Here is a 20,828-nt window from a genome sequence, read left to right as displayed (position 1 = left end):
GGTGTGCGGCGTCAGCCGCGGGAAGTGAGTGGAGGCCGGGGACGGCCGGGTCGGAGCGGTCTCAGTCGACCGGGACGGGGTCGTGCACGTCGACGTAGACCTCGCCGTCACGGATCTCGACCCGGAAGACCGGGACGGGTTCGTACGCCGGGAAGTTCTGCGGCTTGCCGGTGGCCAGCGAGAAGCGGGACCCGTGGGCCCAGCACTCGAGCGTGTCGCCCTCGACGAACCCCTCCGCCAGGGAGATGTCCCCGTGGGTGCAGGTGTCGCCGATCGCGTGCACGGTGCCGGCGGAGTCCTTGACGATGGCGACCGCGGTGCCGTCGACCACGGCGCGCATCGGGCTGTCCACCTGGATGTCCGCCTCGGCACAGACCTTCGTCGACATCAGGCGGAGGCCTCCGGTGCGGCCTCGGCGATGACCGAGCGCCCCTCGGCGAGCTCCTGCTCGACCGCGGCGATGAGGCGTTCCTCGAGCTCGGGCGCACCGATCTTCTGGATGACCTCGACGAGGAAGCCGAGCACGACGAGACGACGTGCCTCTTCCTCGGGGATGCCGCGGGACTGCAGGTAGAACAGCTGCTCGTCGTCGAAGCGGCCGGTCGCACTCGCGTGGCCGGCGCCCTCGATGTTGCCCGTCTCGATCTCGAGGTTCGGGATGCTGTCCGCACGCGTGCCGTCGGTGAGGACGAGGTTGCGGTTCTGCTCGTACGAGTCCGTGCCGTCGCCGGCGCGCCCGATGAGCACGTCGCCGATCCAGACCGTGTGCGCGCCCTGACCCTGCAGCGCGCCCTTGTAGTTGACCCGACCGCGCGTGTTGGGCGCGTCGTGGTTCACGTAGACCTGCTGCTCGATGTACTGACCGGCGTCGGCGAAGTACACGCCGTACATCTCGGTGTCGGCACCCTGCGCACCGAGGTGCGTCGAGGGGTTGACCCGGATGACGTCGCCGCCGAGCGAGACCACGACGTGCTTGAGGAAGGCGTCGCGGCCGACCTCGGCGAAGTGGGTCGACACGTGCACCGCGTCGTCGTCCCAGTCCTGCAGGCTGACGACCGTCAGGCGGGCGCCGTCGCGGACGACGATCTCGACGTTCTCGCTGAGGAGCGCCGAGCCACGGTTGTCGAGCACGACGATGCCCTGCGCGTGCGCCTCGGCCGTGATGACCGTGTGCGCGGCGCGGGGCTGCGTGCCGAAGTCGGAGCGCGTGATCGTGATGAACTCGTGCGCCTCGGTGGACTTGACCGTGACGGCCAGGACCGCGTCGCGAGCGGTCCAGGCGGCTGCGGCGGCGCGGTCCTCGGGCAGGCCGGCGGTGCCGACGCGGGGGTCGTCGCTGCGACCCCACTCGACGTCGGCGCCGTCGGACTGGCGCGCGAGGAACGGGTAGGCGGATCCGTCGAGGCCACCGTCGAGCAGGGGCTGGAGCTTCGCGAGGGGCGCGAACTTCCAGTTCACCTCTCGCCCGGTGACGGTCGGGAACGCGTCGACGTCACCGGACTGGAACCGCTCGGAGCGGGTCTGCACCGGGATCGTCTTGTCGGGCGCGTCCCAGCCGCCGTCGGAGTGTGCTCCGGCGCCGTGCTGCGTGGTCGCCGCGGGCTCGATCGGCTGGTCGATGTGGGGAGGGGTGGTGCTGGACATCTAGCCGACGGATCCTTCCATGCTCATCTCGATGAGCTTGTTGAGTTCGAGTGCGTACTCCATCGGGAGCTCGCGGGCGATCGGCTCGATGAAGCCGCGGACGATCATCGCCATCGCCTCGTCCTCGGGCATGCCGCGCGACATGAGGTAGAACAGCTGCTCCTCGCTCACGCGGGAGACCGTGGCCTCGTGCCCGAGCTGGACGTCGTCGACGCGGATGTCGATCGCCGGGTAGGTGTCCGACCGGCTGATGGTGTCCACCAGCAGCGCGTCGCACCGCACGGTGTTCGCCGCGTGGTGGGCTGCCGGGTCGACCCGGACCTCACCGCGGTACCCCGCGCGACCGCCGCCACGGGCGATCGACTTCGAGACGATCGAGGACGTCGTGTACGGCGCCATGTGGATCATCTTCGCGCCGGCGTCCTGGTGCTGGCCGGGGCCGGCGAAGGCGACGGAGAGCGTCTCGCCCTTGGCGTGCTCACCGGCGAGGTAGATCGAGGGGTACTTCATCGTCACCTTGGAGCCGATGTTGCCGTCGATCCACTCCATCGTGGCGCCCTCGTGCGCGATCGCACGCTTGGTGACGAGGTTGTAGACGTTGTTCGACCAGTTCTGGATCGTCGTGTAGCGCACGCGGGCGTTCTTCTTCACGATGATCTCGACGACGGCCGAGTGCAGGGAGTCCGACTTGTAGATCGGGGCGGTGCAGCCCTCGATGTAGTGGACGTAGGAGTCCTCGTCCGCGATGATCAGCGTCCGCTCGAACTGGCCCATGTTCTCGGTGTTGATCCGGAAGTAGGCCTGCAGCGGGATCTCGACGTGGACGCCCTTCGGGACGTAGACGAACGAGCCGCCGGACCACACGGCCGTGTTCAGCGCGGCGAACTTGTTGTCGCCGGCCGGGATCACGGTGCCGAAGTACTCCTCGAAGATCTCGGGGTGCTCGCGCAGCGCCGTGTCGGTGTCCATGAAGATGACACCCTGCTGCTCCAGGTCCTCGCGGATCTGGTGGTACACGACCTCGGACTCGTACTGCGCGGCGACGCCGGCGACGAGGCGCTGGCGCTCGGCCTCGGGGATACCGAGCTTCTCGTAGGTCGCGCGGATGTCCTCGGGGAGGTCTTCCCACGACTGCGCCTGCTTCTCGGTGGAGCGCACGAAGTACTTGATGTTGTCGAAGTCGATGCCCGTCAGGTCGGCACCCCACGTCGGCATCGGCTTGCGGCCGAAGAGCTGCAGGCCCTTGAGCCGGTTCTTGAGCATCCACTCGGGCTCGGACTTGAGCTTCGAGATGTCGGTCACGACCTCTTCCGAGATGCCGCGGCGAGCAGAGGCGCCGGCCGAGTCGGAGTCGGACCAGCCGAACTCGTATTGGCCGAGCCCTTCGAGCTCGGGACGGTCGATGAGCACGTCGGACATGGTCTCCTCGTTTCCTTCTCGCGGCAGCGTCTTCGGGTGTCAACCCGTGGCGTCTGGACGCCATTCCACCGCAGACCCCCGACACGCTCGTCGCGCGCACGGTGGACACGGTGTTGCTCCCTCGCAACGTCGATGGTTCCACACAGCCCTGAGTGTCGACGTCCTGGGTGTGAACGGCGATCTCGGACCATTCGGAGCCGGCGCCTGCCTAGACTTGACTGCTGCTGAACCCTCGAATCCTACAGGTTCGCTGCACGGAACAACAGGAAGGCACCACGCTCGTGACTCGCGTCGCATCCCCCGTCGACCAGGACGTCCGCCGTGCGCGGTGGTGGTCGCTCCCCCGTGTCGTCGACCAGCGTGTCGTCGTCCTCGCCTGGGCGTCGTTCGTCGTCGAGGTGATCCTGATCGGCACGGGCGGCCTCGTCCGCCTCACGGCATCGGGTCTCGGGTGCCCGACCTGGCCGAAGTGCACGGCGGACTCCCTCGTCTCGACGCCCGAGATGGGCATCCACGGCCTCATCGAGTTCGGCAACCGACTGCTCACCTTCGTGCTCGTCGTCGTCGCGATCGCCATGTTCCTGCTCGTCGTCCGGATGCGCCGCACGCGCCCCGAACTGTTCTGGCTCGCGTTCGCCCAGGGCGCAGCGATCCCGGTGCAGGCCGTGATCGGCGGCATGAGCGTCTGGACCAACCTCAACCCGTTCGTCGTCGGGCTGCACTTCGTCGTCTCCGCCGCGCTCACGGCGGTCACCGCCGCACTCGTCTACCGCGCCATCCGTGGTCCGCGCACCGCCGAGCGGCTCGTCCCCGGCTGGTACACGGGCGTCGTGCGCGGCACCGTCGCCGCGGTCGTCGTCACCGTGCTCGTCGGCATCCTCACCACCGGAAGCGGCCCGCACGCCGGCGCCGACGAGGCGGTCGACGGCGGACGACTGCACCGCACGGGCTTCGACCCCGCCGTGATGGAGCACCTGCACGCGATCCCCGCCTACGTGCTGTTCGCCCTGACCCTCGTCCTCGTGGTCGGCGCGGTCCGCCTGCGCCTGTCGAGCAAGTGGGCGCTGCTGCTCCTGGTGGTCGAGTTCGTCCAGATCGCCGTCGGGCTCACCCAGGCGCGCACGGGGCTGCCGGTCGGTCTGGTGGGGACGCACATGGTCCTCGCGGGGCTGCTCGTCGGCGCCACCACGGTCGTGACGCTCTCCACGCGCGGCACCGCCGGTCGCCAGGCCGTCCGCGAGCCGATCGCGGGCTGACGCGCGACGCACCGCACGCGGTCCCCGACACCCCACGAGTCGATCGGCTCGTGGGGTGTCGTTCGTCGTGCGCGGAACGCGACCAGGCCGACGGACTGGAGGCGCGGTGCGGGCCCGCCACGCGCCTCCAGGCCGGTGGGTGGTCGCGACCGGCGCCTCCTGCGGACCCGGAACGACCACCCCGTCGTCGTACGACGACGGGGTCGTCGCACGCCATCGCGTTCGACAACCCGCGTCCGCAACGAACGACATCGTCGCCGTCGTACGACAGCGACGATGTCGCACGGGGTCCGCAGCCGAGACGGCCGCGCCCGGGGCCGCGCGCCCCGCGCTAGAAGGTGAAGACCTGCGGCAGCAGCGGGTCGATGCCCACGGCGATGAACAGCAGCGTCAGGTACGTGATCGAGCTGTGGAAGACGCGCATCGGCTGCACGTGCTCCACGTGCTGGATCGCCCGCGAGTACAGCCGGTGCGACTCGACGACGAACCAGATGCCACCGGCCAGCGCGACCACCGTGTAGAGCGGCCCCATGTGCGCGACCGGGATGAGCAGCAGCGAGCAGACGAGCGTCGCCCACGCGTACAGGACGACCTGCAGACCGACCACCGTGCGACCGCGGACGACCGCGAGCATCGGCACGTCGGCGGCGTCGTAGTCGTCGCGGTACTTCATCGACAGCGGCCAGTAGTGCGGCGGCGTCCAGAGGAAGATCACCATGAAGAGGATGACCGGCGCCCAGGTCAGCGACCCGGTGACGCCCGCCCAGCCGATCAGCACGGGCATGCAGCCGGCCGAACCGCCCCAGACGATGTTCTGCGGGGTGCGGCGCTTGAGCCACAGCGTGTAGACGAAGACGTAGATGAGGATCGCGATGACGCTCAGGGCGGCCGCGAGCCAGTTCACCAGGAACCCGAGGACCGCGGTGGACGCGACGCCGAGCACCCACGAGAAGACGAGTGCCTCACGGTCGGAGAGCTCACCGGTCACCAGCGGCCGGGTGCTCGTGCGCTTCATGAGCCGGTCGATGTCACGGTCGATGTAGCAGTTGAAGGCCGAGGCGGACCCGGCCGACATCGCGCCACCGAGCATCGTCCAGAAGACGAGCCACAGGTCCGGCACCCCGCGCTCGGCGAGGAACATCGTCGGCGCCGTCGTGACGAGCAGCAGCTCCATGACCCGCGGCTTCGTCAGCGAGACGTAGGCACGCACCTTGCGCGACAGCGTCGAGCGGGGTCGATCGGTGTCGGGCCGGGTCACGGTGGCAGTCGGCAAGGGAACCTCAGTCTGTTCGCGTCAGCTCACACGCTCGGTGGACGGCTCCGTCGTCGTCGGGGCGTGCGTCGACCCGGAATGCGCACGGGTCCCCGACAGTTTACGTGATGGAGGCGCCGCGATGATGCCCCGCCCCGCCATCCGGACCGAAGTCACCCACCGACACGCCCGGCCGACGGCGGGTCCCCGCGACGACGAGTGAACAACCGGCGTCACCTGAACCCCTTCTGAGTGCATGGTCACTATGCTGGAGTCGCCCTCCCGCAGTGCGTGCCCCGATGACGTCGGCCGCGAAGAGCCGGTCGGCCGCCGCGAGACGGCGACCCGACGAAGGCCCCGGGATGGCGATCATGTCCGTGCGATGGCACGAGCCCTCGCACATGTCGCATCAAGAAGGGTCAACATCCAAGTGGCTGAATTCACCTGGGACGCCATCGACAGGAAGGCCGTCGACACGGCCCGCGTACTCGCCGCCGACTCGGTCGAGGCCGCCGGCAACGGTCACCCCGGCACCGCGATGAGCCTCGCGCCGGTCGCCCACCTGCTCTTCCAGAAGGTGATGCGTCGCGACCCCAGCGACTCCACCTGGATCGGCCGCGACCGCTTCATCCTCTCCGCCGGTCACGCCTCGATCCTCCAGTACGTGCAGTTCTACCTGCACGGCTACGGCCTCGAGCTCGAGGACCTCCAGCACCTCCGCAAGTGGGGCTCGAAGACCCCGGGTCACCCGGAGTACGGCCACACCGACGGCGTCGAGATCACCACCGGCCCGCTCGGCCAGGGCCTCGCCTCGGCCGTGGGCTTCGGCTACGCCCAGCGCTTCGAGCGCGGCCTCTTCGACCCGGAGACCGCCGACGGCGAGTCGCCGTTCGACCACTTCACCTACGTGATCGCCGGTGACGGCGACATGCAGGAAGGCGTCACGAACGAGGCCGCGAGCCTCGCCGGCCGCCAGCAGCTCGGTCGCCTGGTCGTCTTCTACGACTCGAACCAGATCTCGATCGAGGACGACACCGACATCTCCTTCTCGGAGAGCGTCCCGGACCGCTACGAGGCGCTCGGCTGGCACGTCCAGACCGTCGACTGGAAGAAGACGGGCGAGTACTCGGAAGACGTCGAGTCCCTCTTCGCCGCGGTCGAGGCCGCCAAGGCCGTCACCGACAAGCCGTCGCTCATCGTCCTCAAGACGATCATCGGCTGGCCGTCGCCGACCAAGCAGAACTCCGGCAAGATCCACGGCTCCGCCCTCGGTGGCGAGGAGCTCAAGGGCCTCAAGGAGGTCCTCGGCTTCGACCCCGAGCAGACCTTCCACGTCGACCCCGAGGTGCTCGAGTACACCCGCGGTGCCGTCGCCAAGGGCCAGGCGCAGCACGCCGAGTGGCAGAAGACCTTCGACGCGTGGGCCGCGGCCAACCCCGAGAAGAAGACGCTCCTCGACCGCATCAACGCCGGCGAGCTCCCCGAGGGCCTCGAAGAAGCCCTCCCGGTCTTCCCGACCGAGAAGGCCGTCTCGACCCGTGCCGCCTCCGGCAAGGTCATCAACGCCATCGCGCCGCTCATGCCCGAGTTCTGGGGCGGCTCGGCCGACCTCGCCGAGTCGAACCTGACCACGATCGAGGGCGCCAAGTCCTTCGGTCCGGTCGAGGCCTCGACCAAGGCGTGGAGCACCGACCCGTACGGCCGCGTGCTGCACTTCGGCATCCGCGAGCACGCGATGGGCTCGATCCTGTCGGGCATCGTCCTGCACGGGAACACCCGCCCCTTCGGCGGCACGTTCCTCATCTTCAGCGACTACATGCGTCCGGCGGTCCGTCTCGCCGCGCTCATGCAGGCGCCGGCGATCTACGTCTGGACGCACGACTCCGTCGCCCTCGGTGAGGACGGCCCGACGCACCAGCCGATCGAGCAGCTCAGCGCCCTCCGCGCGATCCCGGGTCTGGACGTCGTCCGCCCGGCCGACGCCAACGAGGTCGCCTACGCCTGGCTCGAGATGCTCAAGCACAAGGACCGCCCGGCCGGCATCGCGCTGAGCCGTCAGAACCTCCCCGTCTTCGAGCGTGGCGAGGGCGACGCCTCCGGTGAGGTCTTCGCCTCGGCGAAGAACGTCGCCAAGGGCGCGTACATCCTGGCCGAGGCGCCGAACGGCACCCCCGACGTGATCCTCATCGCGACCGGTTCCGAGGTCCAGATCGCCGTCGAGGCACGTGAGCAGCTCAAGGGCGAGGGCATCAACGCCCGCGTCGTGAGCGCCCCGTCGCTCGAGTGGTTCCGCGCCCAGTCCGAGAACTACCAGGACCAGGTGCTGCCGAAGAACGTCACCGCGCGCGTCTCGGTCGAGGCCGGGATCGCCATGAGCTGGCGCGACATCATGGGCGACAAGGGCCGCAGCGTCTCGATCGAGCACTTCGGTGCCTCGGCCGACTACCAGACGCTGTTCAAGGAGTTCGGCTTCACGACGGAGCACGTCGTGGCCGCCGCGAAGGAATCCCTCGCGGCTTCCTGACCCCCCGAGGGCCGGGTCCGGTTCGCCGGATCCGGCCCTTCTTCCGGGAGGCGCGGCTCGGCCCCGCCACGCGCCTCCCGGTCCCCCAGACCCCGGCCACCAGGCCGATGAAGGAAAGAAGAGAAACACATGGCTGAGAACACCCCCACCGCCGCGCTCTCCGCGGTCGGCGTGAGCATCTGGCTCGACGACCTGTCCCGCGAGCTCCTCGAGACCGGCAAGCTCGAGTCCCTCATCGCCGAGAAGAACGTCGTCGGCGTCACGACGAACCCGACGATCTTCGCCTCGGCCCTCGCCAAGGGCGAGCGCTACGACGCACAGGTCAAGGAGCTGGCCGCCGCCGGCACCGAGGTCACCGACGCGATCTTCGAGATCACCACGCAGGACGTCGCCAACGCGTCCGACGTCTTCAAGCCGATCTACGACTCGACCAAGGGCTTCGACGGCCGCGTGTCGATCGAGGTCGAGCCGGGCCTCGCGCACGAGACCCAGAAGACCATCGAGCAGGCCAAGTTCCTGTTCGACAAGGTCGGCAAGGAGAACGTCCTCATCAAGATCCCGGCAACGGTCGAGGGCCTCGAGGCCATCACCGAGGTCATCGCCGCCGGCATCTCGGTCAACGTCACCCTGATCTTCTCGCTCGAGCGCTACCGCGCCGTCATCGACGCCTACCTCGGTGGCCTCGAGAAGGCCAAGGCCGCCGGCCACGACCTCTCGAAGATCCACTCGGTCGCGTCCTTCTTCGTGTCGCGCGTCGACTCCGAGATCGACAAGCGTCTCGACGCCGTCGGCACGGACGAGGCGAAGGCCCTCAAGTCGAAGGCCGGCATCGCCAACGCGCAGCTCGCCTACCAGGTCTGGACCGAGGCGTTCGCCTCCGAACGCGCCCTCGGCCTGCTCGAGGCCGGTGCGAACACCCAGCGTCCGCTCTGGGCCTCGACCGGTGTCAAGGACCCGTCGCTCCCCGACACGCTCTACGTGACCGAGCTGGCCGCGCCGAGCACCGTCAACACCATGCCGGGCAAGACGCTCGACGCCACGTTCGACCACGGCGAGATCCACGGCGACGCCATCGCCGGGTCGTTCGACGCGGCGCAGCAGGTCCTCGACCAGCTCGCCGCCCAGGGCATCGACTACGACGACGTCGTGGCGCTGCTCGAGAAGGAGGGCGTCGACAAGTTCAACGTCTCGTGGGGCGAGCTCGTCGACACCGTCAAGAACGCACTCGAGGGCGCCAAGTAGTGACGGTTTCCATCGCCGCCAGCGGTGACGCGGCGCGGGCCATCGACCAGGTGGTCCCGCGTCTCGTCACCGATCTGGTGGCGTCGGGCATCACCGCCCAGGACCCCGAGCTCTGGGGTCCCGACGCCGAGGCCGAGGCGTCGAAGCGCCTCGGCTGGGTGGAAGCCGTCTCGGTCTCCCGCCCGCTCGTCGCCGAGGTCGCGGCGCTGCGCGAGTCGCTCCTCGCCGAGGGGGTCGACCACGTCGTCCTCGCCGGCATGGGCGGCTCGTCGCTCGCGCCGGAGGTCATCACCCGGACCGCGGGCGTGCCGCTCACGGTCCTCGACTCCACCGACCCGGCGCAGGTCCGCGCCGCCGTGGAGCACCAGCTGGACCGCACCGTGCTCGTCGTGTCCTCGAAGTCGGGTTCGACCCTCGAGACCGACTCGCAGCGCCGTGTCTACGAGCAGGCCTTCCGCGACGCCGGCATCGACCCGGCGAAGCGCATCGTCGTCGTCACCGACCCGGGCTCCCCGCTCGAGGCCGTCGCGACGGACGCCGGGTACCGCGTCTTCACCGCCGACCCGAACGTCGGCGGCCGCTACTCCGCACTGACCGCGTTCGGCCTGGTGCCGTCCGGCCTCGCCGGTGCCGACATCGCGGAGCTCCTCGACGAGGCCGACGCCATCTCGGCGCTGCTCTCGGTCGACATCGACGAGAACCCGGGCCTCGTGCTCGGCGCCGTCCTCGGGGGCACCGCGCCCCTCCGCTCCACGATCGGCATCGTCGCGGACGGCACGCACATCGTCGGTTTCGGCGACTGGGCGGAACAGCTGATCGCGGAGTCCACCGGCAAGGACGGCCGCGGCCTGCTGCCGGTCGTGCTCGACGTCGACTCCCCCGAGGTGACCGCCGGGCTGCCCGACCTGCAGGTGATCCGACTCGTCGGCTCCCGCGAGGACGAGCGCCACGTCGCCGAGGGCGAGGTCGAGATCACCGGCACGCTCGGCGGCCAGCTCCTCGTGTGGGAGTACGCCGTGGCCGTTGCCGGTCGCCTGCTCGGCATCGACCCGTTCGACCAGCCCGACGTCGAGGCCGCCAAGTCCGCGGCCCGCGCCCTCCTGGACGACCGCCCGGCACCGACCGAACCGGCCTTCACCGAGGACGGCACCGCCGTCCACGCGACCGAGGGCCTGGCGGTCGGGACGACGATCGCGGAAGCCGTGTCGCGCCTCCTGGACCACGTCGGCCCCACCGACTACCTGGCCGTGCAGGCGTACGTGGACCGCACCGCGCACCCGGACCTCGAATCGCTGCGCGACGCCTTCGCGGCGCGCACCGGCCGACCCGTCACGTTCGGCTACGGACCGCGCTTCCTGCACTCGACCGGCCAGTACCACAAGGGCGGCCCGGCGAACGGCGTGTTCCTGCAGATCGTGGCCGACGAGCCCGACGACCTGGCCATCCCCGGTCGTCCGTTCACGTTCGGCCAGCTCATCCAGGCCCAGGCCTCCGGCGACGCGAGTGTCCTCGCGCAGCACGGCCGCCCGGTCCTGACCCTCACGACGACGGACGTCGCAGCTGCCACCGCAGCACTGACGGCCGCCGTCACCCTCTGACTCTCGAAGGAGTTCACCGACTCATGTCACCGGTGGCAATCACCCCGGAGCACAACCCGCTCCGGCTGCCGACGGATCGTCGACTGAACCGGATCGCGGGACCCAGCACCCTCATCATCTTCGGCGTGACGGGCGACCTGTCCCGCAAGAAGCTGATGCCCGCGGTCTACGACCTGGCGAACCGAGGGCTCCTGCCCCCGGGGTTCGCCCTCGTCGGGTTCGCTCGACGTGACTGGGAGGACCAAGACTTCTCCCAGCTCGTCCACGACGCGGTCCAGGAGCACTCTCGCACCCCGTTCGACGAGGACGTCTGGCGTCAGCTCGAACAGGGCATCCGGTTCGTCCAGGGATCGTTCGACGACCCCGAGGCGTTCCGCGAGCTCAAGCGGACCGTCGACACGCTGGACGCGGAGCGCGGGACGCTCGGCAACCACGCGTTCTACCTGTCCATCCCGCCGAAGATGTTCCCCGTGGTCACCGAGCAGCTCAAGCTGTCCGGGCTGACCGAGAAGCGCGAGGACTCGTGGAGCCGCGTGGTCGTCGAGAAGCCCTTCGGCTCCGACCTCCGCACGGCGCGCGAGCTGAACGCGATCGTCGAGAGCGTCTTCGCTCCGGACGACGTGTTCCGCATCGACCACTACCTCGGCAAGGAGACCGTCCAGAACCTCCTGACGCTGCGGTTCGCGAACCAGATGTACGAACCCATCTGGAACTCGAACTACGTGGACCACGTGCAGATCACGATGGCCGAGGACATCGGCGTCGCCGGACGTGCCGCGTACTACGACGGCATCGGTGCGGCGCGCGACGTCATCCAGAACCACCTCCTGCAGCTCCTCGCGCTCACCGCGATGGAGGAACCGGTCTCGTTCAAGGCGGCGGACCTCCGCGCCGAGAAGGAGAAGGTCCTCTCCGCGGTGCGCCTGCCCGACGACCTGTCGGCCGCCACGGCCCGCGGGCAGTACGCCGGCGGTTGGCAGGGCGGCGAGAAGGTGCTCGGCTTCCTCGAGGAAGCCGGCATGGACCCCGAGTCCGGCACCGAGACCTACGCGGCGATCAAGCTCGACATCGCGACCCGTCGCTGGCAGGGCGTCCCGTTCTACCTCCGCGCCGGCAAGCGTCTCGGTCGCCGCGTGACCGAGATCGCGATCGTGTTCAAGCGTGTCCCCGAGGACGTCTACGGCAACTCGCAGTCGCCCCTCGGCCAGAACGCGCTCGTCATCCGTGTGCAGCCGGACGAGGGCGTCACGCTCCGCTTCGGCTCGAAGGTCCCCGGCGTCGGCACGCAGGTGCGCGACGTGACGATGGACTTCGGCTACGGCCACGCGTTCACCGAGGCCTCGCCCGAGGCGTACGAGCGGCTCATCCTCGACGTGCTCCTCGGTGACCCGCCCCTGTTCCCCCGTCACCAAGAGGTGGAGCTGTCGTGGAAGATCCTCGACCCGATCGAGGAGTTCTGGGCCACGCAGGGCCAGCCCGAGCAGTACCGTCCCGGCACGTGGGGCCCGGCATCCGCCGACGCCCTGCTCGCCCGCGACGGCCGGACCTGGAGGCGTCCATGAAGATCGACCTGCCGAACACCACGGTCTCGAAGATCCAGAAGAAGCTCGTCCACATCCGCGAAGAGGGCGGCGCCGTCGCCCTCGGTCGTGTCCTGACCCTCATCATCTCGACGGCCCTCGGCCACGAGGAAGAGGCGATCGAGGCCGCGAACGAGGCGTCCCGCGAGCACCCGATGCGTGTCATCATCGTGTCGAAGAACGACGGCGACACGAAGTCGCCCGGTCGCCTCGACGCGCAGATCCGCGTCGGCAGCGACGCGGGTGCGAGCGAGGTCATCGTCCTCCGTGCCTACGGCGAGACCGCGACCGACGAGGAGAGCCTGGTCACCGGCCTCCTGCTGCCGGACGCGCCCGTCGTGGCCTGGTGGCCGCAGACCGCCCCGGAGCAGCCCTCGGCGTCGGCCCTGGGTCGCATCGCCCAGCGACGGATCACCGACGCGGCCGCGCAGAAGGACCCGAACGGCGCGATCGAGGCCCTCGGGGCCTCGTACGTGCCGGGCGACACCGACTTCGCGTGGACCCGACTGACCCTGTGGCGCAACCAGCTCGCCGCGGCGCTCGACCAGCCGCCGTACGAGCCGATCACCGCCGTCGAGGTCTCGGGTGCGTACGACAGCCCGTCGACGATCCTGCTTGCCGCGTGGCTGCAGCTGCAGCTCGAGGTGCCGGTGGCCGTCGTCACGTCGCCGCGCGCGACCGGGTCGAGCGGCATCCACGGCGTGAAGCTCGTGCGCGAGTCCGGCACCATCGAGCTCGAGCGGTCCCTGGTGGACGTCGCGACGCTCTCGATGCCCGGGCAGCCGACGCACGACCTGTCGCTGCCGCGCCGCAACCTGCGCGACTGCCTGGCCGAGGAACTCCGTAGACTCGACCCGGACGTCCTCTTCGGAGACGTCGTCAAGCACGGGGTCCCCCAGCTGCGCGAGTCCATCGCCGGCTGAGCAAGCCCCACACGACCGGTCGGGCCGGCCGTCGTTCGTCCAGCGCGAGCGGCGGCCGGCCCGGACGGTCGGACCGACGGTGGTCGTACGACCGGTCGACCACCACGAACACGGGAGTCACGTGACCAACGAACGGCGGGTGCTGGTGCACCCGGACAAGCAGGCCCTCGGCGCTTCGGTCGCCGCACGCTTCATCACGAAGATCATCGACGTGCTCGACGAGCAGGAGCGCGCGGACATCGCCATCAGCGGTGGCTCCGTGTCGTCCCTCGTCCTCGCCGCGATCGGCCAGTCGCCGGCGCGTGAGAGCGTCGACTGGTCGAAGGTGCACGTGTGGTGGGTCGACGAGCGCTGGGTGCCCGCGGGCGATGCCGATCGCAACATCACCGGCACGCAGACGGACTTCTTCGACCACGTCGACATCCCGGAGTCGAACATCCACCCGATCGCGGCGTCGGACGCTGGCATCTCGATCGAGGACGCTGCGACCCGCTACGAGCAGGAGCTCCACGCTGCCGCGCCGGACGACGCCATCGCGCCGCGGTTCGACATCACGCTCCTCGGGGTCGGACCCGACGGTCACACCGCGTCGCTCTTCCCGGAGTTCCCGCAGCTCACCGTGACGGACCGCATCGTGCTGCCGGTGGACGACTCCCCCAAGCCGCCGCCGCAGCGCCTGACCCTCACCTACCCGGCGATCAACGCGTCGCAGCGTGTCTGGGTCATCCTGTCGGGTGCCGAGAAGGCCTCGGTCCTCGGGCTCGCGCTCGCGGGTGCCTCGGTCGACGAGGTCCCCGTCGGTGGCGTGCAGGGGCGCAAGCGCACCGTGTTCTTCGTGGACCAGGACGCCGCTCGCGACGTCCCCGAGAACCTCATCGCGTCGACGTACTAGACGCGGGTCCCTGACGGACGGGAGGCGCGGTGCCGGCTGGCACCGCGCCTCCCGTCCGTCCGTGGGTGCGGCTGCCGCGCCCGCCCGCCCGCCCGCCCGCGAGCGGGCAGAATACGTCACGCTCGGCGCGCCGGAGCGGCGCGTTCCGCCCGCTCGAAGGGACGCCTCCGGCGTGTCCTGCCCACTCGATGCCGCCCCCGCGCACCCACCACACGCACGAAGGCCCCCGTACCGGATCGGTACGGGGGCCTTCGGACGTCTCGTGCGACTACTTCGCGGTGCCGCGACGCTGACGGAGCTGCTGCAACGCGTCCTCGAGGAGCTGCGCCGCCTCTTCTTCGGTGCGGCGCTCCTTCACGTACGCGAGGTGCGTCTTGTACGGCTCGGTCTTGGAGACCACAGGAGGGTTCTCCTTGTCGCGACCAGCCGGGAGCCCGGTCGACGGCGAGTCCACCGTCTCGGGGATCTCGTCATCGGGGAGGCCGGCGGCGAAGTACCGCACGACCTCGTTGCCGAGGGCGTCCCAGTACGAGATCGCCACACGCTCGGCCTGGACCCCGCGGTCCTGCTCCCCCATCGGGCCCGCGCCGACGCGCGAACCCCGGATTGCACTGCCTCCGGATGCCATGGATCAGCTCCCCGCCGTGAACTTGTTGATGAGACCGAGCACGATGATCGACACGATCCAGAGGAGACCGAGGATCACCGTGATGCGGTTGAGGTTGCGCTCGGCGACGCCGGACGCCCCGAGGTTGCTCGTCACGCCGCCGCCGAACATGTCGGAGAGGCCACCACCGCGGCCCTTGTGCAGCAGGATGAGGAGCGTGAGCAGGAGGCTCGTTATCGCGAGCAGGACCTGCAGCACGACGGAGAGAATCGCCACGACGTACCTTTCGTGTCAGTCAGCCATCCGAGTATACCGGCCTGGTGGTCGGCCGAGGTCCCCGGGCTGGGCGTGGCACAGGCCGGCCGCACGATGGCGACCGGCCTGTGTCCGGTGGATCAGAGTCCGACGTGCTGCCGGAAGCGCGCGATGGCCGCGAACTCCTGCACGTCGAGGGAGGCGCCACCGACGAGCGCGCCGTCGATGTCGGGCTCGCGCAGGAAGCCGGCGATGTTGCCCGACTTCACCGAGCCGCCGTAGAGGACCCGCGTCGCCGCGGCTGCCTCGTCGCCCCAGGCTGCAGCGATCCCTCGACGGATCGCAGCGCATTCGTCCTGCGCCTGCTCGGCGGTCGCGGCCTGGCCGGAGCCGATCGCCCAGACCGGCTCGTACGCCACGACGATCTCGGAGGGCTGCACGGCGTCGAGGACGACCTGCAGCTGCTCGACCGGCACGACACCGGCGCCGCGCTCCTCGCGCTGCTCACCCGTCTCGCCGACGCAGACCACCGGCACGAGACCGTGCTTGACGGCCGCGGCGGTCTTCGCGGCGACGACCTCGTCGGTCTCCGCGTGCAGCGTGCGTCGCTCGGAGTGTCCGACGATGACGTACTGCGCGTCGAGTGCGGCGAGGAACGCCCCGGACACGTCGCCCGTGTAGGCGCCCGAGTCGTACTGGGACAGGTCCTGCGCACCGAAGCGGATCGGGAGCTTGTCGGCCGAGATGAGCGTCTGCACGCTCCGGAGGTCGGTGAAGGGCGGGAAGACCGCGACCTCGACGTCGTCGAAGTCGTGGCGTGCGTCCTTCAGCGTCCACGCGAGCTTCTGCACGGTGGCGATGGCCTGGAGGTGGTCCAGGTTCATCTTCCAATTGCCCGCGATCAACGGCGTCCGGGTCATCGCGACCACCCCAGTGCTTCGAGACCGGGGAGCGACTTGCCCTCGAGGAACTCGAGGCTCGCACCGCCACCAGTCGAGATGTGCCCGAACTGGTCGTCCGAGAAGCCGAGCGACCGGACGGCCGCGGCGGAGTCGCCACCGCCGACCACACCGAGGCCGTCGACCTCGGTCAGGGCCTGTGCGACGGTCTTCGTGCCGGCGGCGAAGGCCGGGAACTCGAACACGCCCATCGGACCGTTCCAGAACACGGTCTTCGACGAGGACACCGCGGACGCGAACCGCGCCGCCGTCTCCGGGCCGATGTCGAGGCCGATGCCGTCCGCCCCGAAGGACGACGACTCGATCGCGTCCGCGGCGACGGTCTCGTGCGACGCGTCGGCCGCGAACCCGGACGCCACGACGACGTCCGTCGGCAGGTCGATCGTCACGCCGAGTTCCTTCGCCCGCGAGAGGTACTCGCGGACGACGTCGAGCTGGTCGGCCTCGAGCAGCGACTTCGCGACCCCGTGGCCCTGGGCCGCGAGGAACGTGAAGAGCATGCCGCCGCCGATGCACAGCGTGTCGACCTGCGGCAGGAGGTGGTCGATGACACCCAGCTTGTCGCTGACCTTCGACCCGCCGAGCACGACCGTGTACGGCCGCTCCGGCGTCGTCGTGAGGCGTTCGAGCACGCCGAGCTCGGTCTCGATGAGCGACCCCGCTGCGCTGGGCAGCGCGGACGCGAGCTCGTACACCGAGGCCTGCTTGCGGTGCACCACACCGAAGCCGTCGGACACGAAGGCGTCCCCGAGGGCGGCGATGCGGTCCGCGAAGCCACTGCGCACGGCAGCGTCCTTCGAGGTCTCCTCCGGGTTGAACCGGAGGTTCTCGAGCAGCAGGACGTCGCCGTCCCCGAGTTCCCCGGCGGCCGCGGTCGCTTCGTCGCCGACGGTCTCGCCGACGAACGTGACCTCTTTGCCGAGCAGCTCGGAGAGCCGCTGGGCCACCGGCGCGAGCGAGAACTCCGGCTTGGGCTCGCCGTCGGGGCGGCCCAGGTGGGAGATCACGATGACGCGGGCGCCGGCGTTGATGAGGGTGTTCAGGGTGGTCAGCGACGCGCGCACGCGGCCGTCGTCCGTGATCACGCCGTCCTTGAGCGGGACGTTGAGGTCACAACGGACGACGACACGCTTGCCGGCGAGGTCGCCGAGGTCCTCGAGGGTGCGGAGTGCCATGGGTTAGAGGCGCTCGCCCACGTACTCGGTGAGGTCGACGAGGCGGTTCGAGTAGCCCCACTCGTTGTCGTACCACGAGGTGATCTTCACGAGGCCGCCGATGACCTTGGTCAGGCCGGAGTCGTAGATCGAGGAGTGCGGGTCCGTGGTGATGTCGGTCGACACCAGCGGGTCCTCGCTGTAGAGCAGGATGCCCTTGAGCGGGCCCTCGGCTGCCTCCTTGTAGGCGGCGTTGATCTCGTCGACGGTGACCTCGGACTTGGTCTCGAGGGTGAGGTCGGTGATCGAGCCGGTCGGCACCGGGACGCGGAGCGCGAAGCCGTCGAGCTTGCCGGCGAGCTCCGGCAGGACGAGGCCGATGGCCTTCGCCGCACCCGTGGAGGTCGGGACGATGTTCAGGGCGGCGGCACGCGCACGACGCGGGTCCTTGTGCGGGCCGTCCTGGAGGTTCTGGTCGGCGGTGTAGGCGTGGACCGTGGTCATGAGACCGCGCTCGATGCCGAACTTGTCGTGGAACACCTTGGCGAGCGGCGCGAGGCTGTTCGTGGTGCAGGACGCGTTCGAGATGATGTTGTGGTTCGCGGGGTCGTACTGGTCCTCGTTCACGCCGAGCACGATGGTGACGTCGTCACCCGTGGCCGGGGCGGAGATGATGACCTTCTTGGCACCGGCGTCGATGTGCTTCTGCGCATCGGCGGCCTTGGTGAAGAAACCGGTCGACTCGATGACGATGTCGACACCCAGCTCGCCCCAGGGGAGGTTGGCGGGGTCGCGCTCCGCGAGGACCTTGATCGCCTTGCCGTCGACCACGATGTTGTCGCCGTCGAGCTCGACCGTCGCCGGGAGCTTGCCGGTGATGGAGTCGAACTTCAGCAGGTTCGCGAGGGACGCGTTGTCGGTGAGGTCGTTCACCGCCACGATCTCGAGGTCGCTGCCCTTGGCCAGTGCGGCCCGGAAGAAGTTACGGCCGATGCGGCCGAAGCCGTTGATACCGATCTTGACGGTCAATGGATCTCCTGGTGGGTGTGGAGCGCCCGGGGGGCGCTGCTTTCGGAGTCGTGTGGCCCTTCGGGCCCACGTGTGGTGGACGATACGCCCCGTAACGTCGCCGTAACGACCCTAGCAGTCGGACTCTGCCAGACCGCGCGGGATGACGGTCCGTCCGGACGGTCGCGAGCGCCGCCCTGGACCACCCCGACGACGGACGGGAGGCGCGGTGCCAGCTGGCACCGCGCCTCCCGTCCGGAACGTCGTCACGACCGTCGATCAGGCCCCTTCGAGCTCCTCGGGAACGCTCGCTTCGGTCCCCGGGATCCCGAGGTCGGACGCGCGCTTGTCGGCCATCGCGAGGAGGCGGCGGATGCGCCCGGCGATGGCGTCCTTCGTCATCGGCGGATCCGCGTGCTGGCCGAGCTCGTCGAGGGACGCGTCGCGGTGCTGCAGCCGCAGCGATCCGGCGTACTGGAGGTGGTCGGGGACCTCGTCGCCGAGGATCTCGAGCGCACGCTCGACCCGCGCGCACGCGGCGACGGCGGCCTGCGCGGAGCGACGGAGGTTCGCGTCGTCGAAGTTGACGAGACGGTTGGCGGTGGCGCGGACCTCGCGGCGCTGGCGCATCTCCTCCCAGTCGGCGGTGGTGCGGGCGGCGCCCATCACGGTCAGCATCTGGCCGATGGCCTCGCCGTCGCGGATGACCACGCGGTGCACGCCGCGGACCTCACGGCCCTTCGCCGCGATGCCGAGCCGCGAGGCAGCGCCGACCAGGGCCATCGCTGCCTCGTTGCCGGGGCAGGTGACCTCGAGTGCGGCGGCACGACCGGGGTCGGTCAGGGTGCCGGCGGCGAGGAACGCACCACGCCAGATCGCGGCGAGGTCCTCGCGGTTGCCGGTGGTGAGCCGGTTCGGCAGACCGCGCACCGGGCGGCGGCGGGCGTCCATGAGGCCCGTCTGCCGGGCGAGGGTCTCTCCCGCCTCGAGCACGCGCACGAGGTACCGGGTGCCACGACGGGCGGACGCGGACGACCCCACCGACGCCTCGCTCCGCACGCCGTACAGCTCGGCGAGGTCCTTGCGCACGCGGTGCACGATGATCCGGGTGTCGAGTTCGACCTCGACGGCGATCCGGCCCGAGATGACGTGCAGGCCACCCGCGAACCGCAGGATGGTCGCGAGCTCGGCAGCGCGGACCGTGTTGCGGTTCACGACGACCCGGGCCAGTTCGTCCTTGACCTCGGCAGTCAACGGCACAGCATCATTCCTAACGTTTCTTCTGGTGGGGTCCGCGTGCCCGGCGCACGTCGTGTGGAGCGGCCGGAGGGACGGTCACTCTCGGCCGAGGTCTCGGTTCTTCACACGCACGGCGACGTCGGGCATCCCGCGGAGGAGGTTCGCCAGCTCGGCGACGATGGCGACCGAACGGTGCTTGCCGCCGGTACAGCCGATGGCGATCGTAGCGTGTCTTTTGTTCTCGCGCTGGTACCCCTCGAACACCGGCTCGAGGACGTCGGCGTAGCGCTCGACGAACGTGCGGGCTCCGGGCTGGGCCAGGACGTAGTCCGAGACGGGTCGGTCGAGGCCCGTGTGCGGGCGGAGTTCCGGGACCCAGTAGGGGTTCGGCAGGAACCGCACGTCGGCCACCATGTCGGCGTCGGCGGGCAGTCCGTACTTGAACCCGAAGCTCATCAGGGTCACCTGGACACCCGTGAAGTGGTCGTCGGCGAACTGCTCGGTCACGGCGTTCGCGAGTTGGTGGATGTTCAGGTCGGAGGTGTCGATGACGAGGTCCGACGCCTCGCGCAGGGCAGCGAGCCGACTGCGTTCGCGGCCGATGCCGTCGAGCAGCGTGTCCTCACCCTGGAGCGGGTGCGGTCGCCGCACCTGCTCGAAGCGCCGCACGAGGACCGCGTCCGTCGCCTCGAGGAACAGCACCCGGACCCGGGCCGAGGCGCTCTTGCGCACCTGCTCGACCGCCTGCTCGGGGTCGGTGAAGAACCGGCCGCCGCGGACGTCGACCACCGTGGCGATCTTGGGGATCTTCTCACCGGCACGGTCCGCGAGCTCGGTGAGCGGCGCGAGCATCTGTGTCGGGAGGTTGTCGACGACGTACCAGCCGAGGTCCTCGAGCGCCTTCCCCACCGTCGAACGACCGGCTCCGGACATGCCGGTGACGATGAGGATGTCGTGCTGCTGCGGCGATCGTGTCGGCGCTGGGACGCTGTCGGTCATCTGGGAGTGGGCTCCGTCGTGGCGGCCCGGGCGCGTCGCCCGGGGAGGTCTCGGCTGCGGGACAAGGGTATCGCCCGGACGCCGGGCTCGGGGTGCGTCATCCGGTCGGGTGCGGTCCGTCCGTCGGCCGTGGCCCGTCGGTCGGGTGCGGTCCGTCGGTCGGGTGACGTCCGTCGGTCGGGTGTGGCCCGTCGGTCGGGTGCGGTCCGTCGGTCGGGTCCTGTCCGTCGGTCTGGTGCCGTCCGCCGGTCGGGTCCTGTCCGTCCGTCGGCCGCAC

Annotated in this window: 18 protein-coding genes; 7 read left to right on the top strand and 11 right to left on the bottom strand. The window is 69.9% G+C overall.

Features of this window, described 5'->3' with window-relative positions:
* Positions 1-61: 61 nt before the first annotated feature.
* Genes BM028_RS13175 through sufB form a run of 3 tightly spaced genes read right to left on the bottom strand, consistent with a single transcriptional unit; the run spans position 62 to position 3,063 of the window.
* A complete protein-coding gene (locus BM028_RS13175) occupies positions 62-388 on the bottom strand; it encodes a non-heme iron oxygenase ferredoxin subunit (protein ID WP_092387058.1) in 327 nt (108 codons plus the stop codon).
* Complete coding sequence (gene sufD, locus BM028_RS13170) at positions 388-1,644, bottom strand: Fe-S cluster assembly protein SufD (protein WP_071303096.1); 1,257 nt, start codon at positions 1,642-1,644, stop codon at positions 388-390. Before sufD ends, BM028_RS13175 begins: the two co-directional genes overlap by 1 nt.
* A complete protein-coding gene (gene sufB / locus BM028_RS13165; protein WP_092387056.1) occupies positions 1,645-3,063 on the bottom strand; it encodes a Fe-S cluster assembly protein SufB in 1,419 nt (472 codons plus the stop codon).
* A 281-nt stretch (positions 3,064-3,344) separates the two neighbouring features.
* On the opposite strand from sufB, the gene BM028_RS13160 reads away from it, so the two are divergent.
* Positions 3,345-4,319, top strand: a complete 975-nt coding sequence (locus tag BM028_RS13160; protein ID WP_092387054.1) for a COX15/CtaA family protein — start codon at positions 3,345-3,347, stop codon at positions 4,317-4,319.
* A gap of 331 nt (positions 4,320-4,650) precedes the next feature.
* On the opposite strand, the gene BM028_RS13155 is transcribed toward BM028_RS13160, so the two are convergent.
* Positions 4,651-5,577 (bottom strand): heme o synthase, encoded by a 927-nt coding sequence (locus tag BM028_RS13155; RefSeq protein WP_070416200.1) that lies wholly within the window; start codon positions 5,575-5,577, stop codon positions 4,651-4,653.
* A gap of 424 nt (positions 5,578-6,001) precedes the next feature.
* Between BM028_RS13155 and tkt the strand changes: the two genes are divergently transcribed.
* The 6 genes from tkt (at position 6,002) to pgl (ending at position 14,330) form a co-directional block, all read left to right on the top strand.
* On the top strand, positions 6,002-8,095 hold the full coding sequence (tkt, locus tag BM028_RS13150) for a transketolase (RefSeq protein WP_092387053.1): 2,094 nt from the start codon (positions 6,002-6,004) through the stop codon (positions 8,093-8,095).
* Between the two features lie 129 nt (positions 8,096-8,224).
* Positions 8,225-9,337, top strand: a complete 1,113-nt coding sequence (gene tal / locus BM028_RS13145) for a transaldolase (RefSeq protein ID WP_070416202.1) — start codon at positions 8,225-8,227, stop codon at positions 9,335-9,337.
* Positions 9,337-10,935, top strand: a complete 1,599-nt coding sequence (locus tag BM028_RS13140; protein ID WP_092387051.1) for a glucose-6-phosphate isomerase — start codon at positions 9,337-9,339, stop codon at positions 10,933-10,935. Before tal ends, BM028_RS13140 begins: the two co-directional genes overlap by 1 nt.
* Before the next feature lie 23 nt (positions 10,936-10,958).
* Positions 10,959-12,497 (top strand): glucose-6-phosphate dehydrogenase, encoded by a 1,539-nt coding sequence (gene zwf / locus BM028_RS13135; protein ID WP_092387050.1) that lies wholly within the window; start codon positions 10,959-10,961, stop codon positions 12,495-12,497.
* The gene (locus tag BM028_RS13130) at positions 12,494-13,438 is read left to right on the top strand and encodes a glucose-6-phosphate dehydrogenase assembly protein OpcA (RefSeq protein ID WP_070416205.1); all 945 of its coding nucleotides are present in this window, start codon (positions 12,494-12,496) and stop codon (positions 13,436-13,438) included. The genes zwf and BM028_RS13130 overlap by 4 nt, the downstream gene beginning before the upstream one ends.
* Before the next feature lie 121 nt (positions 13,439-13,559).
* On the top strand, positions 13,560-14,330 hold the full coding sequence (gene pgl / locus BM028_RS13125; protein ID WP_071296304.1) for a 6-phosphogluconolactonase: 771 nt from the start codon (positions 13,560-13,562) through the stop codon (positions 14,328-14,330).
* Positions 14,331-14,598: 268 nt separating this feature from the next.
* Here pgl and BM028_RS13120 read toward each other — a convergent pair whose 3' ends face one another.
* The 7 genes from BM028_RS13120 to rapZ form a co-directional block, all read right to left on the bottom strand.
* Positions 14,599-14,958, bottom strand: a complete 360-nt coding sequence (locus BM028_RS13120) for an RNA polymerase-binding protein RbpA (RefSeq protein WP_070416207.1) — start codon at positions 14,956-14,958, stop codon at positions 14,599-14,601.
* Between the two features lie 3 nt (positions 14,959-14,961).
* A complete protein-coding gene (gene secG, locus BM028_RS13115) occupies positions 14,962-15,213 on the bottom strand; it encodes a preprotein translocase subunit SecG (protein ID WP_056124375.1) in 252 nt (83 codons plus the stop codon).
* A 119-nt stretch (positions 15,214-15,332) separates the two neighbouring features.
* Entirely contained in the window at positions 15,333-16,112 is a 780-nt protein-coding gene (tpiA, locus tag BM028_RS13110; protein ID WP_071296368.1) for a triose-phosphate isomerase, read from the bottom strand.
* A complete protein-coding gene (locus tag BM028_RS13105) occupies positions 16,109-17,326 on the bottom strand; it encodes a phosphoglycerate kinase (RefSeq protein WP_071296303.1) in 1,218 nt (405 codons plus the stop codon). The genes tpiA and BM028_RS13105 overlap by 4 nt, the downstream gene beginning before the upstream one ends.
* A 3-nt stretch (positions 17,327-17,329) precedes the next feature.
* Positions 17,330-18,334 (bottom strand): type I glyceraldehyde-3-phosphate dehydrogenase, encoded by a 1,005-nt coding sequence (gene gap / locus BM028_RS13100; RefSeq protein ID WP_070416209.1) that lies wholly within the window; start codon positions 18,332-18,334, stop codon positions 17,330-17,332.
* 258 nt (positions 18,335-18,592) lie between these two features.
* Entirely contained in the window at positions 18,593-19,573 is a 981-nt protein-coding gene (gene whiA / locus BM028_RS13095; RefSeq protein ID WP_070416210.1) for a DNA-binding protein WhiA, read from the bottom strand.
* Between the two features lie 75 nt (positions 19,574-19,648).
* The gene (gene rapZ, locus BM028_RS13090; RefSeq protein WP_070416211.1) at positions 19,649-20,551 is read right to left on the bottom strand and encodes an RNase adapter RapZ; all 903 of its coding nucleotides are present in this window, start codon (positions 20,549-20,551) and stop codon (positions 19,649-19,651) included.
* Positions 20,552-20,828: the final 277 nt, after the last annotated feature.

It is taken from the genome of Curtobacterium sp. YR515 (assembly GCF_900113095.1).
Taxonomy (GTDB): Bacteria; Actinomycetota; Actinomycetes; order Actinomycetales; family Microbacteriaceae; genus Curtobacterium.
Note: the sequence above shows the minus strand (reverse complement) of the source record. Positions and strands in the feature narration are given on the sequence as shown.